19 protein-coding genes are annotated in these 13,011 nt (G+C 38.5%); 4 read left to right on the top strand and 15 right to left on the bottom strand.

Annotation, left to right across the window (positions count from 1 at the left end; all coding sequences use genetic code 11):
- On the top strand, nucleotides 1-181 hold a 181-nt coding region (locus tag EV146_RS27735), incomplete at its 5' end, for a hypothetical protein (RefSeq protein WP_206751983.1).
- A gap of 59 nt (nucleotides 182-240) precedes the next feature.
- On the opposite strand, the gene wrbA is transcribed toward EV146_RS27735, so the two are convergent.
- The gene (gene wrbA / locus EV146_RS22965) at nucleotides 241-858 is read right to left on the bottom strand and encodes an NAD(P)H:quinone oxidoreductase type IV (protein ID WP_132011078.1); all 618 of its coding nucleotides are present in this window, start codon (nucleotides 856-858) and stop codon (nucleotides 241-243) included.
- A 358-nt stretch (nucleotides 859-1,216) separates the two neighbouring features.
- On the opposite strand from wrbA, the gene EV146_RS22960 reads away from it, so the two are divergent.
- Entirely contained in the window at nucleotides 1,217-1,462 is a 246-nt protein-coding gene (locus tag EV146_RS22960; RefSeq protein ID WP_132011077.1) for a hypothetical protein, read from the top strand.
- A gap of 240 nt (nucleotides 1,463-1,702) precedes the next feature.
- On the opposite strand, the gene EV146_RS22955 is transcribed toward EV146_RS22960, so the two are convergent.
- Nucleotides 1,703-2,080, bottom strand: a complete 378-nt coding sequence (locus tag EV146_RS22955; protein ID WP_132011076.1) for a VOC family protein — start codon at nucleotides 2,078-2,080, stop codon at nucleotides 1,703-1,705.
- Between the two features lie 921 nt (nucleotides 2,081-3,001).
- On the opposite strand from EV146_RS22955, the gene EV146_RS22945 reads away from it, so the two are divergent.
- The gene (locus EV146_RS22945) at nucleotides 3,002-3,460 is read left to right on the top strand and encodes a hypothetical protein (RefSeq protein WP_132011075.1); all 459 of its coding nucleotides are present in this window, start codon (nucleotides 3,002-3,004) and stop codon (nucleotides 3,458-3,460) included.
- Nucleotides 3,461-4,063: 603 nt separating this feature from the next.
- Here EV146_RS22945 and EV146_RS22940 read toward each other — a convergent pair.
- The 10 genes from EV146_RS22940 to EV146_RS22910 all read right to left on the bottom strand — a co-directional run bounded on the left by EV146_RS22940 (nucleotide 4,064) and on the right by EV146_RS22910 (nucleotide 9,634).
- The gene (locus EV146_RS22940; RefSeq protein WP_121612558.1) at nucleotides 4,064-4,246 is read right to left on the bottom strand and encodes a hypothetical protein; all 183 of its coding nucleotides are present in this window, start codon (nucleotides 4,244-4,246) and stop codon (nucleotides 4,064-4,066) included.
- A gap of 439 nt (nucleotides 4,247-4,685) precedes the next feature.
- Nucleotides 4,686-4,814 carry a hypothetical protein gene (locus EV146_RS28255; RefSeq protein WP_277873242.1) on the bottom strand — a complete coding sequence of 43 codons (129 nt, stop codon included), beginning with the start codon at nucleotides 4,812-4,814 and terminating at the stop codon, nucleotides 4,686-4,688.
- Nucleotides 4,815-5,452: 638 nt separating this feature from the next.
- Entirely contained in the window at nucleotides 5,453-6,031 is a 579-nt protein-coding gene (locus EV146_RS22935) for a VanZ family protein (protein ID WP_132011074.1), read from the bottom strand.
- A 248-nt stretch (nucleotides 6,032-6,279) separates the two neighbouring features.
- Nucleotides 6,280-6,540 carry a hypothetical protein gene (locus EV146_RS22930; RefSeq protein WP_121612553.1) on the bottom strand — a complete coding sequence of 87 codons (261 nt, stop codon included), beginning with the start codon at nucleotides 6,538-6,540 and terminating at the stop codon, nucleotides 6,280-6,282.
- Nucleotides 6,541-6,753: 213 nt separating this feature from the next.
- Nucleotides 6,754-7,119, bottom strand: coding sequence for a hypothetical protein (locus EV146_RS22925; protein ID WP_132011073.1), 366 nt, complete (start codon nucleotides 7,117-7,119; stop codon nucleotides 6,754-6,756).
- Complete coding sequence (locus tag EV146_RS27260; RefSeq protein ID WP_158287182.1) at nucleotides 7,086-7,235, bottom strand: hypothetical protein; 150 nt, start codon at nucleotides 7,233-7,235, stop codon at nucleotides 7,086-7,088. The genes EV146_RS22925 and EV146_RS27260 overlap by 34 nt, the downstream gene beginning before the upstream one ends.
- A 416-nt stretch (nucleotides 7,236-7,651) precedes the next feature.
- A complete protein-coding gene (locus EV146_RS22920; RefSeq protein ID WP_121612551.1) occupies nucleotides 7,652-7,873 on the bottom strand; it encodes a helix-turn-helix domain-containing protein in 222 nt (73 codons plus the stop codon).
- Nucleotides 7,874-7,883: 10 nt separating this feature from the next.
- Nucleotides 7,884-8,375, bottom strand: a complete 492-nt coding sequence (locus tag EV146_RS22915; protein WP_132011072.1) for a DUF2975 domain-containing protein — start codon at nucleotides 8,373-8,375, stop codon at nucleotides 7,884-7,886.
- A 693-nt stretch (nucleotides 8,376-9,068) separates the two neighbouring features.
- The gene (locus EV146_RS27255) at nucleotides 9,069-9,206 is read right to left on the bottom strand and encodes a hypothetical protein (protein ID WP_158287181.1); all 138 of its coding nucleotides are present in this window, start codon (nucleotides 9,204-9,206) and stop codon (nucleotides 9,069-9,071) included.
- A 17-nt stretch (nucleotides 9,207-9,223) separates the two neighbouring features.
- Nucleotides 9,224-9,634, bottom strand: a complete 411-nt coding sequence (locus EV146_RS22910; RefSeq protein ID WP_132011071.1) for an Lrp/AsnC family transcriptional regulator — start codon at nucleotides 9,632-9,634, stop codon at nucleotides 9,224-9,226.
- Between the two features lie 128 nt (nucleotides 9,635-9,762).
- Here EV146_RS22910 and EV146_RS22905 point away from each other — a divergent pair, with 128 nt between their 5' ends.
- Nucleotides 9,763-10,524: an MBL fold metallo-hydrolase gene (locus EV146_RS22905; protein WP_132011070.1), complete on the top strand. Its 762-nt coding sequence runs from the start codon at nucleotides 9,763-9,765 to the stop codon at nucleotides 10,522-10,524.
- Nucleotides 10,525-11,055: 531 nt separating this feature from the next.
- Here EV146_RS22905 and EV146_RS22900 read toward each other — a convergent pair.
- The 3 genes from EV146_RS22900 to EV146_RS22890 form a co-directional block, all read right to left on the bottom strand.
- Nucleotides 11,056-11,574 (bottom strand): DinB family protein, encoded by a 519-nt coding sequence (locus EV146_RS22900; protein WP_132011069.1) that lies wholly within the window; start codon nucleotides 11,572-11,574, stop codon nucleotides 11,056-11,058.
- 102 nt (nucleotides 11,575-11,676) lie between these two features.
- Nucleotides 11,677-12,093, bottom strand: coding sequence for a DUF4304 domain-containing protein (locus EV146_RS22895; RefSeq protein ID WP_132011068.1), 417 nt, complete (start codon nucleotides 12,091-12,093; stop codon nucleotides 11,677-11,679).
- A gap of 87 nt (nucleotides 12,094-12,180) precedes the next feature.
- Nucleotides 12,181-12,939: an SDR family oxidoreductase gene (locus tag EV146_RS22890; protein ID WP_132011067.1), complete on the bottom strand. Its 759-nt coding sequence runs from the start codon at nucleotides 12,937-12,939 to the stop codon at nucleotides 12,181-12,183.
- Nucleotides 12,940-13,011: the final 72 nt, after the last annotated feature.

The following is a 13,011-nucleotide window of genomic DNA, read 5'->3' as shown; positions in this document are numbered from 1 at the left end:
ATCCGTATCCAACGGACCTGCACGACATTTTTATTTTCCAATCTCACTAGTTTATTTTCCAAACAGCATCCGGGCAGTATCTTATGGCCTGGAGGACAGTCATTTTAAAGTGGCAATCTCATCCTTCGTTCCTGCACCATATGCGAAACTTGCTTACGTACTGTGTAAACAGGACTTTTAAAATTTTTAGGCAACCACTAAAAAAACTAACCGGAATGTCTCCGATTAGTTTTAACCACCTTATTGATTTCCTTTTTTCACCCATTCTGCAACCGTTACTGTCCGTTTTGCCTGATGCTTGACGGCAGCCTCTGCCTGTGCGGCATCTTTCATTTTGCCGTCTTCCCCCACTGTGACACTTGTCCCATATGGATTTCCGCCTGCTGCAAACAGAACAGGATCCGTATAGCCAGGCGGCACAATGATGGCGCCCCAGTGCATCATGGAAGTATACAGTGAAAGAACCGTTGCTTCCTGCCCTCCATGCGGGTTCTGGGCAGATGTCATCGCGCTTACAACCTTATTGACTGTTTTTCCGGATGCCCATAATCCACCCTGGGTATCAAGGAACTGTTTCATTTGGGAAGGCACGTTGCCGAAGCGTGTAGGTACGCTGAAAATGATGGCATCTGCCCACTCAAGATCCCCTGATGCCACAACAGGAATGTCTTTCATTTGCTCTGTCGTGCGTTTCCACACCTCATTGCCCTGGACTACAGAGTCCGGAGCCAATTCCTGGACCTTGAATACTTTTACTTCCGCACCTGCTTCTGTTGCTCCCTCTTCCGCCCATTTGGCCAGCTGAAGATTGGTTCCGCCCATGCTGTAGAATATGATGGCCAATTTTACATTTGTCATGTTATTTGCCTCCTTTTTCGGTGATTTCCCAAATAGTCTTGCTAGAAAACTCACATTCAAGCACCGCCCATTATTCTTTTCCCTACATACTTAACATCCACAATTTTTTTCGAATTAATGCGTTAATGGACGGTTGTTATGTATTTTTTTCCGATCTGCTGGGGCACCTGCTTCCTTGACAGGTACTAATAAACAACGGTCAGCAACAAAATGCCTAATAACGGTATGTAGTTACTAACCCAAAAGGGGCTTATTCAATGGGTAAAAGCCCTGGTCCCTTTCACTTTCCTAACATATATTGGTATTGCCTAAAGACAAAAGGGCATAGTTTCATAATTTATTTAAAGGAGAGTATGCAATGAATTATTTTTATCCTGAGATTCCCCCTGTTCCAGAACAATATTTCGGCCAATCGGATGAGATCAGCAGACAACAGTTTGGTCAGGGTTATGGACAGGGGTACGGCCAGCCTAATGGAGGAGGGTACTATCCTCCACGTCCGCCAAGGTGCCGCTGGGTTCGTGAATGTCGATGGGTACGTCGATGTGGGCCCGACCATGGATACGGATATGGAGACTCGCCATACGGGAATAATAATTACTGATTAATATACAACCCTAGTTAAAACGTCATGACGATTTTTTTATCCAAACCAAAGTTTCAATCATAAAAGAGAGCAAAAAAAAATCTTGCATAATGCAAGAAGAGTCGTACTCAAAGCCAAGGCTGGAAGCATATAGAAATAAAGATATTTAATATAGAACCAGCCTGACAGATAAAGGCTAATATAATTCAAAGTAATACCGCTCCGCAGTAATGTTCTGCGGGGTTCTTTAGTCTGGTTTTACTTTTTTTCCATCACGGCAAAATAATTCTCTTCGTCATCTGCAAAATTAAATACCCTGCCAGAAGGCATCGTAACAATTTCTCCGACCTTGACCTGTTGGTTTGATAGCTTGCTATATAATTCATCCAGATTTGCTGTAAAAAACATTAAAGAAGGAGTGCCTAGATTTAACTCTGGAGACATCTTCGCAATTAATTCCTTATCATGCAGAATAATGCTCGTTTCTGCATTTTCACTTGGAGCAATTTCAATCCATCTCATTCCACCGCTGTTTTCATCCGAGATAACCGTAAATCCAGCTTTCTCTGTCCAAAAATTCACTGACTCATCCTGGTTATTCACATACAACATAATCTGACCGACTCTATTTATCATGGTTCTGTCTCCTCCTCCAATTTAACATCCTCTTAAATATTCTTTATCCAGGAAAAAAATCCTTCCCTAACCCTTGGTTATTGCCAAATATTTCTGCGGGAGTTCCCAGTTACAAGATGTAAGCCCTGTCCCATATGATGATCAGTTGTATTTGTAGCAGGCATACTGCCGCTTTTGGAATCAATGCAGATGAAGATCATAAATCATAGTCGTCATCGTCATCTATTTAAATAATCGTTCTTCAACTCCACTTGCAGGTTGTACAAACAAAGGATAAAATAGCTGATTTTAAAAAACGCCGGAGTTATAAAAAAAGTAATTGATTTTTTATAGAGAATGTGCAAGCTCATTATCATTCTGCCAATTTATTTTTCTCGGCTGCATTTTCAAAGGATCTCTCTAAATAATAATCAGCAAAGGACTGGTGTCTGTATCTGGGTACAACATGTATGCGGAAATGTGATCATTCGTTAAATATTCTTCCTTTTTGGCAAATGGTAATCCCATCCGGTTTGTAAATAGCCTTAATAGCTTTTGCGGTAAACCTTTAGACCTGCATGATATCGTTAGCTGTTTCGCTATCAAGTTCATCAAGTTCTTCAACACGTTTTTTTGGCTGTATCGCGTATACCCTTCATTCAAAGGGTCATGAACTACAATGCAATTTACATAATCATTCGTGAACACTATGTACACTGGGGACAGTTTATTCGCTAAACAACATCCTTGACAGATTCATTTTTATCCCCACATATAAGCTAAAAATATTCCAATAAGCTTTTTCTTATCAGATAAATAGATGCACTTCCATTTCAACTAAGCGATCGAACTTACCTTCCTTGACTGCTTCGATTTTGCACTAGTGTTCATAGTTATCCTTTTGTTGGAGATTATATATAAAAAAGATAATGGGGGAGAAGGATGTTAGTAACTTTAATACGCATACTATTTGTTTTATCTTGGACAACTGTTTTATTCATGCCAAATAAATCAATAAAGAGATTCTTTCCAGTTACAATCGGTTCGGCTCTATTAACGGTGACAACCGTTTTAATCGGAACCCATTATCATTTCTGGGAGGAGAAAGGCACTTCAAAGAACAGAATGTGGAATCATTTAATACTTGTTTTAGGTCCCTTCGCAGTTGGAAATATGTGGATTTTCCATTTGACCTATGGTAATTTTGTCCTGTATTTTTTAGCAAACTTAATAAATAACTTTTCATATGCTTTTGGCGGCATGCCTCTATTGGCCAAAGCAAAATATCTAAAATATGTGAAGTTTACGAGGATACACCACATTATGATAACAATGTTCGAATCATTTATTTTATACGGATATCAAATGCTGTATGATAAGCCATATTCAAAACAGAAGTGAAGTATAACCTTATGCTAAAATGTTCTTTATAGATGCTCTCATTCCAGGTCTCATTTATTTTTCGCTAATTAACTTGATCAGGATTTCTTTAGTAGATGGCATGCTTAATTAAAAACTCACTGTCCAAGAGGCCAAAATATAGGGTTATAGAAAAAGCAGTCCGTCAACTTTTAACGGGACTGCTTCTAAATTATTATACATGATGGACAAAGTGCGGCTAGACTGTTAATTTCATTGAATAAAAATGCAGTTGTCCCGATTCCTGCGAGATGTATGGCCTTCCCCCAATCTTCCACCATCATTTTGAGCTCCTTTCTCAATGAGAAGGAAAGGTACGGACAATTCAAAATCTTCCTTTGCGCTAACACACCAGCTATCTGAGCCAACCAAAAAGCAATGACCGCTAAGCTTATTGCAATGACCGCAAAAGAGATTACTTTAATAAATTCCAGTGTTTTTTCATCCGTTTTAATATTGAATACCCCTTTTCATGTCAATGGCCAAACCCGGTACCACCTACTGCAACACTTCCTCGTGCATTGGTAATTCGTTCTTGGTCAGTTCGTCTCGCCATTTGACGTTTTCCTTCATCTGATTGAACTACTACCATGTCCCCATTTTCTTATGAAAGAGATAAAGCCCGCAATAAATCGCTACGCTAAGTGATTCAGCAGGAATACGTTCCAATTCTCCAAACATTAAACACACCAGGGCACCGAGAGCATTGGCGATGATCCCGGCATACACAAGCGAATGGATAAATGCTTTACTGGTGAAAAAATTCATGAGGATCACCTTCTCTTTTTTTATGTACCTTTAGCTTTTCTATTTGAATAAAGCATTTCCCTTTTTGTACTATCGGTTATTTTTTAATATTATACAAAATAATAAAAAAGAAAAACCCTCAATCGGGAGAGGCAAACCTTATCCCTGCTTCGTTTCCGCAGTTTGGGTCCTCATCGACCTTATGAAGACCTTTTTCCTGCTTCGTTGCCGTGGCTTTGGTCTTCACGGACCTTATGAAGACCTTTTTCCTGCCTCGTTGCCGTGGTCTTGGTCTTCATCGACCTTATGAAAACCTTATCCCTGCTTCATTAGAGTGGCTTTGGTCTTCATCGATCTTATGAAGACCTTTTTCCTGCTTCGTTGCCGTGGCCATGGTCTTCATCGACCTTATGAAGACCTTATCCCTGCTTCATTAGCGTGGCTTTGGTCTTCATCGATCTTATGAAGACCTTATCCCTGCTTCATTAGCGTGGCTTTGGTCTTCATCGATCTTATGAAGACCTTTTTCCTGCTTCGTTGCCTCTACTCCTGTGATCAATTCCAATTCAAAGGTATCACCTATTATCATAAGTAACATCATAAATAATCCTAATGTAGCCAAAATAGTTTAACAAAAAGATACTAATGTAACGCCCCATTGGTGCCCTCCTTAATTTCCTGGAACGTGCCCTTTTGTTAAAAAAACAAATAAAACCGGCTTTAAAGCCGGTGTTCAAACTACTGTGCAGTGACCAAAATAACCAGCACCCATTAATCCCTCTTTTTTTCAGATTCCAATAATTCAATGATTCTATTGTTTTGTTCAACTTGAATCTGACTATTTCTTTTCATCTGGTAAATCTAGATAAGAAGAAAGATGACCGCCAAAGGAGCACAGAAAAAGGTGACTAATGACAGAAAACCCACAATAACCGACATAAATATCTCCCTGTATCTCTTTTCTTTTATTTTACCTTTTATTGGTTGGTAAAATGAAGATGAAAGAAATAAAAGTTTGAACTTTCTGTAACTGGCCTTGTATAGTATAGAGTCCCGATTCGACAGCAACCTTCTAGCTTCGCCTTCTTCATCCTATTCAAGCTCTGCACTAGATAAATTATTACTAATTCCCCCACAATTTTGTTTTTATCGTTTCTATTGAGCTTTAAGGCCAAGATTCCACAAAGTCCCAGTCTGGATTCCTACTGAATTTTGACTTTCTATCATTTAGGCAGGTAATTTAAAGAATTTCTTTAGATATTGAGCAGGTATTAATTTGTGGAATATATGAAAAATGATAAAACCCAAAGTAAAGCCAATCGTGTTTAAAATAAGGTCATCCACATCAAAACTTCTATAAGTAAATCCTAATATAGAGGAAATTAATAACTGTGATAATTCGACGGATAGGGAACTAAAAAAGCCAATCAAAATAAGTAACATTAAACTTATAGGTCCCCTTTTGTAATAATTTAGGAAAAATCCCAATGGAGCGGGCAAAAGAATATTCCCTAGAATATTTTTTACCGCTACTGTAAAGTGCGGGCCGCTTAAATAATTGGAGATACTTTGAAAAGGTATAAAATTATTTGTGGGGTTATATTCAGGACTTTCAATACTGTCTCTTATCAATTGACTGTCAATTGGTAAGGGGAAAATGGTTACATTAATTAAAATTAAAATATATACAAAAAGGAAGCAGTTTAACATAACATTAGGATCAGCCAAATTTTCCTTTTTCTTTTTGACAATAAATATTATATAAACTACTAAACATATGAGACCAAAGTCTTCAAAATTTAACATAGAATTCCCTCCCTCTCTCTACAAGAAGGAATTCTACATTTTTGGCTACAATCCTGCTCCTATAGCCTGGCATAAAATAATTGAGTCTGGAGCCCGTTCTTAAACCCTTTCACTTTTTGCTTTTGGTAATAACTAGTACATAAGAGTCTCATTTGTATTCATTTTCAGCAATCTTAAATCTTGGGCTAATTGCCCCACTGCAGCCAAAACTCAACGGCATAAAAAAGAGGAGAATAATGCTCCTCCTGTTACTGAGGTTCCTGTCCGTTAACGGGTGAACCGGTTGAAGTATGTTCATTTACCCATTCAAGAGAAACCTGGGAAATGGCTGACCAGTTAGGAATTTGGCCGCTGTGCTGCTCTACCCAGCTCATACAATATTGTGGGTCTATGCTCTTTTCCCGGCACTGTGATAAGAAAAGCTGAATGTTTTCCTCATTACAGTTTTCCCATGAACCGCATGTTTCGGCCCAAATGTGTTCCATTTCCTGCTTGATGTTATTAGCCATATTTATTTCCTCCTTCACTCGAATCGACATAATAAGTTTGTCCAATGAGGAGAAATATATTTACAACGAGGCTCCAGGAAGTCCACCTGCTAATAAAAGCTGAAAGCTCATTTTAGAATACGAAGACTACATGCTTTGAGTATGTACCAGTGAGATAAAATAAAAAGAGCTGAACCCTTTGATTGATCTTCACCTCCCTCTTGCTTCCATAAGTTATTGATTATTTGATGTTTCGCTCATTAGGTCAATATCACTGTCTTTTATATTGAATGTATAGCTATACTGATCTGAATCCAGCCTTAATATACCTGTTGTACGGTCATATCCAAATACGTCAAATTGTTTCCCCTTTAACTTCTCATCTATGAAAATTAATTCTTCAGTTGTGTAATGCTCAATATAATCACTTACAAAATCAAAAGCGGTTGGAATCAGGGCTTCCATTGCCTTATACATGTGATTAATGACAGAATCAAAAGGAGGGTTGTCCTGTTCCATTTCGGTGAAATCATCCTGAATTTCCCAATATTGAACGATCGCTTTTCTTAATGAATCGATTGCTTGTTGATTTTTCTCCATTGTGCATCCTCCTTTTTATATTGTCTGGCAAAGCTAATAAGTGTTAATTGATTGATTGCTTGTCTTTCACCTTCCAAAGTGACATCGAATGAACCCCGATTTTTTATTTTTTTCATAATTCTTCCTATAATATGCGTCTTTCCCCTCTAAATATTAATTCTTTTACAAATAGATTTTGGAGCAAAATCCAAGCGAATCAAGAACAACATCCGGGAATAACTTTTCGATATTTTACTGCTTAATCTATGGATAAGGTGTGTGATAGTTTTGTCTTACATACCCTTTCCTGGTTCTACTCACGAACCATATTCAATACATGCACTTCCCACCACCATACTGCATTATGACCAAACTTATTCTTAGTGCATGTCTTTTTTATCAACAAAGACATAAGGAACAAAAAAAGACCATGATTGAGCGGGAAATGCGTAAATTACATCCCATCCAATCTTGGTCTTGTCTGCCAAACAGCAGCTTGCCTAATTGCCTCAATCCTCATGGATCAACGCAACCGTCCGTTTAAGAAACGTATCTATCCTTGTTGATCCTCATCACTTTTGTATTCTAAAATATCTCCCGGCTGGCAGTCTAATGCCTTGCATATCGCTTCTAACGTGGAAAGCCGAACCGCTTTTGCCTTTCCATTTTTCAAAATAGAAAGGTTTGCCATCGTGATCCCAACCCTCTCTGAAAGTTCTGTTACGCTCATTTTCCTTTTAGCCAGCATCACATCAATATTGATTATAATTGCCATTGTTTTCACCTCAGACTATTAAGTCGTTCTCTGATTTTATCTCGATGGCTTCCTGTAAAAGTCTTTGAAGAACGGCTGCAAAGACCGCAATCACCAGGGGAGCAAAAATCATGACCATTCCGATCAGTGCGAGCCCCGGTGCATCATCGACCTGCGCCAGCACAAAGACCATTGGCAGGGCTGCAAGATACAGGCCGCTAATGATCAAGGCACAGTTTTTAATTTTCTTTAGAGCTCTGACCGATAAAACCGAGAAAGCCAGGTTCTTGTCAATATAGCTTAAAAGGTTAAAAGATTGATACAAAGCGAAGTAAAATGGAACCGCCGAAACATACATAACCATTAAAATGCCATATACCACATAAGCCACATCAGAACCTCTTTGTGCTGCCTCATTTGCTTCATTTGCGATCTGGGGCAGTAAAAACAGACACAAAGCAAGTACAGGTATGCCAATAAAAATAACAGCCACCCTTAAAAAGAGTGTGGAACTTCGTTTCATAAAACAACACCTCATTCATTGATTGTCATTATGAATTTACCACAATATTTATTGAATATCAATAAATTATTGTTGAATGAAATTATATAATTATTGTTAAAATTTACAGTAATGATTTTAGGCAAAATAAAAAAGCATTCCTGCAGGCAGTGAAATGCTCCATAGTATAAAACTAACTCACGGTTCGTTTCGTTACAACCAAACTCCGCGTTAAATTATTAAACATTTTAGTTTCCTGAACTTTAAACTCAGGAAGATCCATATTTAAGAATCCCTGCTTATTTCGATTTTCCGATATAGCGCCATCACCTCAAGATGATCCTGCTCCCAATCCTTATTTATTATCAAGGGTATGTGGTAATCCTTCTTTATCTCTCTAATTAGGGAAGCGAATTTTTTCTTTTTTACTCGTTCGTTCATATCTGAACAGAGAATTTTTTCATAAACAGCATTAATTTGACGTAAGGTCCGCATAAAGATTCCACTCGCCTTTTCTTGGTGTTTTATTAAATTATTCGCTTTCCTAAATGTTTTTCTGAACGAATTTTGAAAAAATAGATTCAATTGATTAAATAGGTACCCTTTAAGTGCGGGAGATTCTTTAAAATGAAATATAATATTAACTATATGATTATGGTTTGCTTATTTTAATAATAAGGTACCCATTTCTGTTAACTGCCTAAACAAAATAAGTCAGCACGCTCCGTGCTGACTTATTTTGCGCCTGTAATACTCTTCCACCTCAGCAAACTGCCCGCCAATACGGTCCGTTTGCAAGGCTGCAATTTTTAGCGTTTTATTCACCTGTTTAAGACCATTATTCCTAAACACTTCATTGTAATCTCCACCTATTTATCGATCACTATGGATAATTTATAGTTTGCATGCTCGTTTAAGGCAATCAGAAAATCATTTAATTCTTTATTGGAGGGAAAAGTGCACTCAAGAAGGTAGCAGCCATCTCCACTAATTTTGTAGTGATTGATTATATGCTGTTCTTGTGTTTTTATGAATGATAAATAAGGCTGATGATAAGTGCTTTGCGTTATGACTGTAATAAAAACATGGATCAAACACCCTATTTTAGCATGATTCACTTTGATGGAATAACCCTCAATCACCCCTTGTTCCTCTAATTTCGCCACTCTGGCTGAAACAGCGGGTCCAGTCAAATGGACTTTCTCCCCTAATTCTTTCATTGTCAGGCGACTGTTCCTGGATAGCTCATCCAGGATATGCCTGTCGGTTTGATCTAACATCCAGTTAACTCCTTTCATAAATAAAGTGAAACAGGCAAAAGACTTTATTTCCTCTATGTATCCGTCAATGGGCCATAGTATAGAATATACATTGTACCAAGAAAATCGCAAAAAAGGAGCTCATTACATTGAATATACAACACATACGCAATGCAACACTCGTTGTTCAATACGCAGGGAAAAAGTTTTTAATTGATCCAATGTTAGCGGAAAAAGGAACGTACCCGCCTTTCCCTAATGCACCGAGGCAGGATCAAAAAAATCCATTGGTGGGCTTGCCAACGTCAATTGATCATATTATCCAAGATATTGATGCAGTCATCGTTACTCATCTGCATTTAGACCACTGGGATGATCGTGCTAAAGAAGTCCTGCCAAAAGAGACTGTCATATTTGCACAAAATGAAGAAGATGCGGCAGAAATCCGAAATGCGGGTTTTCAGCATGTAGAGGTGCTGCAAGAGGACACCGTCTTTGAAGGAATCCAATTAATGAAAACTAATGGCGAGCATGGCAGAGGCGAAATCCTCAAGATAGCCGGTTTGGTATGTGGCATTGTCTTTAAGCATCCAACAGAAAAAACATTATTTATTGCCGGGGATACGGTTTGGTATAAGGAAGTCCATGAAGTAATTGGCACACAAAAACCAGAAATCATTGTCGTAAATGCGGGAGATAATCAATTCTACGAAGGTGGTTCCCTCGTCATGGGAAAAGAAGATGTGTATGAAGTGTATAAGGCTGCCCCTGAAGCAAAAATCATTGCTGTTCACATGGAAGCAGTCAACCATTGGGCATTGTCCAGGGAAGAATTAAAGAGTTTTAGCAATGAAAAAGGAATTGCTTCTACTGTGTTGGTTCCTGAGGACGGGGAATCTTATACCTTTTAGATGTAGTAATCGCTTTCACAAACAATTTGAATGTCAAAAATTAATCATTATATAAACTTATTTATTAATTCTACTGCAAGACTCTCTAATCGCAGGTCATTTATTTTTTACTGTACTGGTACGAAGACAGTGAAGAAATTCGGGATAGTAAAAATAACTTAAGGTTGTTGGAGAGTAAGTTCTAATACTTCCACTAAACTATTTGCATCCACCTAAGTACTTGAAAAACTCACAAAGCCCCCCTCTTTTGGGCAGGGCTTTGTATATTCAAATTTTTATATGAAATTTTCTAAGTATAAAGATTGAGCTAAATAAAACAGTGGGGATAGCAATTAAAACATATAACAGGCCTTTAGGCATGATCATATTAAAAACGTAAAAGAACAATGTAATCCAAATAAAAACTAGAAATACACCCAATGATTTTTTCTTCAAATCCACTTTACACTTCCTATCTTAAGCAGTAGATACAGTAACATCGAGTATAAAGGTTCGTCAAGGTCAGCCTGAATCGGTCGGCTAACAAGTTTCTCATTGTTCCTGATACCATTTTCTAAGCTGATTGATATGGGCCTGATGGTAGCGGTTATGATCAGCCATGTGCCAGAGCCCCCATCGAATGGTGGCTTGCTTTTCTTCTCCATGCCCAAACGTGACCACTTTGTTCAAATCTGCATCTGTCAATTGTGTGCATGCATCTTTCAACATGATTAATACGCCATCATATTCAGACAGCAGCGTGTTCAACGCCTTGCCTTTGACCATCGGAAGCCTGCCATCCTCATCCTGCATGGAGCCATATTGTTCTTTTAATGAATCTGGAAGCCGCTCGCCTTTTATTCGATAGACCCAATTTAGGTCAACATAAGTAAGATGTTTGATCAGCTGGGCGGTACTGTTATATTCATTGTTTGGACCCTTGTAATCTACTTCCTCCTGTGACATGCCATCCGTGATCAATTTCAAACGGTCACTGTTTTCTTTCACAGCGGAATATAAAATTCCAACAATCGGTGACATATTTTTTTCTCCATGCAGGTCGAAAACCATCGAGCTTTCCCTCCTCGCTTTTTTATCAGCTCTATTAAAGTCCAATGTTGAAGGATGATAGCTGAAGGAATCCCAAAAGAAAAAGAATTCCCTCGCAAAAAACTATTCAAATAGTGTTGTTATCCAAGATTCATCAGATGTATTAAGTAATTTGAGGACATTTTCTGCAACTGCAGTATAATCTTCAACACTTCGAGCCTTTTCGTAACTAAACCATATGCCTTCATCTTCAAAGGATGTTGCTCCCAACCTGAACCGTTCATTTATGTGGTGGGCCGTAACCTTGTTTGGCGGGATTTTTTCTCCCCATGACATGGTTGTCCCTTCTTTAATGCACGTTGCCAACTCAACAACAAATGAACCTCCCCATTTGTTGAACTGAAAGGTAATCAAATCAATATTAGTCTCATTAACTCTTCTAAAATGAGGAAAGGACCCTTTAAACCCTTGTTCTCTTAAAATGGGTATCACTATCTCTTTTAAGGCAGTATCTATCATCTTTTTTTCAGCAGTAGACAATTCCTTGCACCTCTTGTTTCTTGTAGGTTAAAATAGCGAATCTTAAGACGTTTGTAAGTAGCTCTTTGATGGTCTTATATGACCGGATTAACCTCGATTAAACCCGCCTTCGGAATGAAAAATCTGTCCTGTTATCCATTCTGCTTCATCACTTACTAGAAAAGCGATGATTCTTGCTGCATCTTCAGGCTGCCCTATGCGTCCGGTTGGAAACTTTGATACCAGGTGTTCTCTGATTTCATCATTCATCCAGGTGGAATCTGTGGGCCCCGGGTTAACAGCATTAACCGTGATTCCCAAAGGAGCAACTTCTGAGGATAATGACTTTGTAAAGGCTGTAATAGCTCCTTTTGTTGCTGCATAAGCCAGTTCGCCTGGCATTGGTCCCAGGTCTTGTCCTGAAGTCATATTAATAATTCTTCCGTTATTTAATCCGTTTTTTTTAAACCGGCGGGCAAAGTCCGCACAAAGAAGAAAAGTAGACCTCATATTCACATAATAATGCTGATCAAGTGTATTGGCATCTAACTCTAAATAACCATCGCTCGTGGAATGGGCTGCATTATTAACCAGGATCGATGGGAAACCCATTTTCGTTTGCACATGGTCAAGGATTTGATAGGCAGCATCGGCATTGGATAAATCAATTCCAATGTTGCCACATTGAATTCCCATTTCTGTCATTTCATGTTGGAACTTTTCGATCCAGGCGGGTTGAGCATTCCAGTGTGTAAAGAAAATATTTATACCGTGAGAAGCTAATTTCCGGCAAATAGCAGTTCCTATATCTTTTGGATTGCTAGCTCCTGTGATCAGGGCCAATTTATTTTGTACCGTACTATTCATATACGATTCCCCCACTATAAAGGAGCAGGCTGCGATATGGGATGCATTTTCCCATAAAAAACAACAAGCAGG

Source organism: Mesobacillus foraminis, from assembly GCF_004340465.1.
Taxonomy (GTDB): domain Bacteria; phylum Bacillota; class Bacilli; order Bacillales; family Cytobacillaceae; genus Mesobacillus_B; species Mesobacillus_B foraminis.
This window is presented reverse-complemented; position numbering and strand designations above follow the sequence as displayed.

Excerpts from the sequence above, each read along its gene's own strand:
- wrbA (WP_132011078.1), bottom strand. The coding sequence starts at position 858 with ATGACAAATGTAAAATTGGCCATCATATTCTACAGCATGGGCGGAACC.
- EV146_RS22960 (WP_132011077.1), top strand. The coding sequence starts at position 1,217 with ATGAATTATTTTTATCCTGAGATTCCCCCTGTTCCAGAACAATATTTC.
- EV146_RS22955 (WP_132011076.1), bottom strand. The coding sequence starts at position 2,080 with ATGATAAATAGAGTCGGTCAGATTATGTTGTATGTGAATAACCAGGAT.
- EV146_RS22945 (WP_132011075.1), top strand. The coding sequence starts at position 3,002 with ATGTTAGTAACTTTAATACGCATACTATTTGTTTTATCTTGGACAACT.
- EV146_RS22940 (WP_121612558.1), bottom strand. The coding sequence starts at position 4,246 with ATGAATTTTTTCACCAGTAAAGCATTTATCCATTCGCTTGTGTATGCC.
- EV146_RS28255 (WP_277873242.1), bottom strand. The coding sequence starts at position 4,814 with ATGATAATAGGTGATACCTTTGAATTGGAATTGATCACAGGAGTAGAG.
- EV146_RS22935 (WP_132011074.1), bottom strand. The coding sequence starts at position 6,031 with ATGTTAAATTTTGAAGACTTTGGTCTCATATGTTTAGTAGTTTATATA.
- EV146_RS22930 (WP_121612553.1), bottom strand. The coding sequence starts at position 6,540 with ATGGCTAATAACATCAAGCAGGAAATGGAACACATTTGGGCCGAAACA.
- EV146_RS22925 (WP_132011073.1), bottom strand. The coding sequence starts at position 7,119 with ATGGAGAAAAATCAACAAGCAATCGATTCATTAAGAAAAGCGATCGTT.
- EV146_RS27260 (WP_158287182.1), bottom strand. The coding sequence starts at position 7,235 with ATGAAAAAAATAAAAAATCGGGGTTCATTCGATGTCACTTTGGAAGGT.
- EV146_RS22920 (WP_121612551.1), bottom strand. The coding sequence starts at position 7,873 with ATGGCAATTATAATCAATATTGATGTGATGCTGGCTAAAAGGAAAATG.
- EV146_RS22915 (WP_132011072.1), bottom strand. The coding sequence starts at position 8,375 with ATGAAACGAAGTTCCACACTCTTTTTAAGGGTGGCTGTTATTTTTATT.
- EV146_RS22910 (WP_132011071.1), bottom strand. The coding sequence starts at position 9,634 with ATGTTAGATCAAACCGACAGGCATATCCTGGATGAGCTATCCAGGAAC.
- EV146_RS22900 (WP_132011069.1), bottom strand. The coding sequence starts at position 11,574 with ATGGTTTTCGACCTGCATGGAGAAAAAAATATGTCACCGATTGTTGGA.
- EV146_RS22890 (WP_132011067.1), bottom strand. The coding sequence starts at position 12,939 with ATGAATAGTACGGTACAAAATAAATTGGCCCTGATCACAGGAGCTAGC.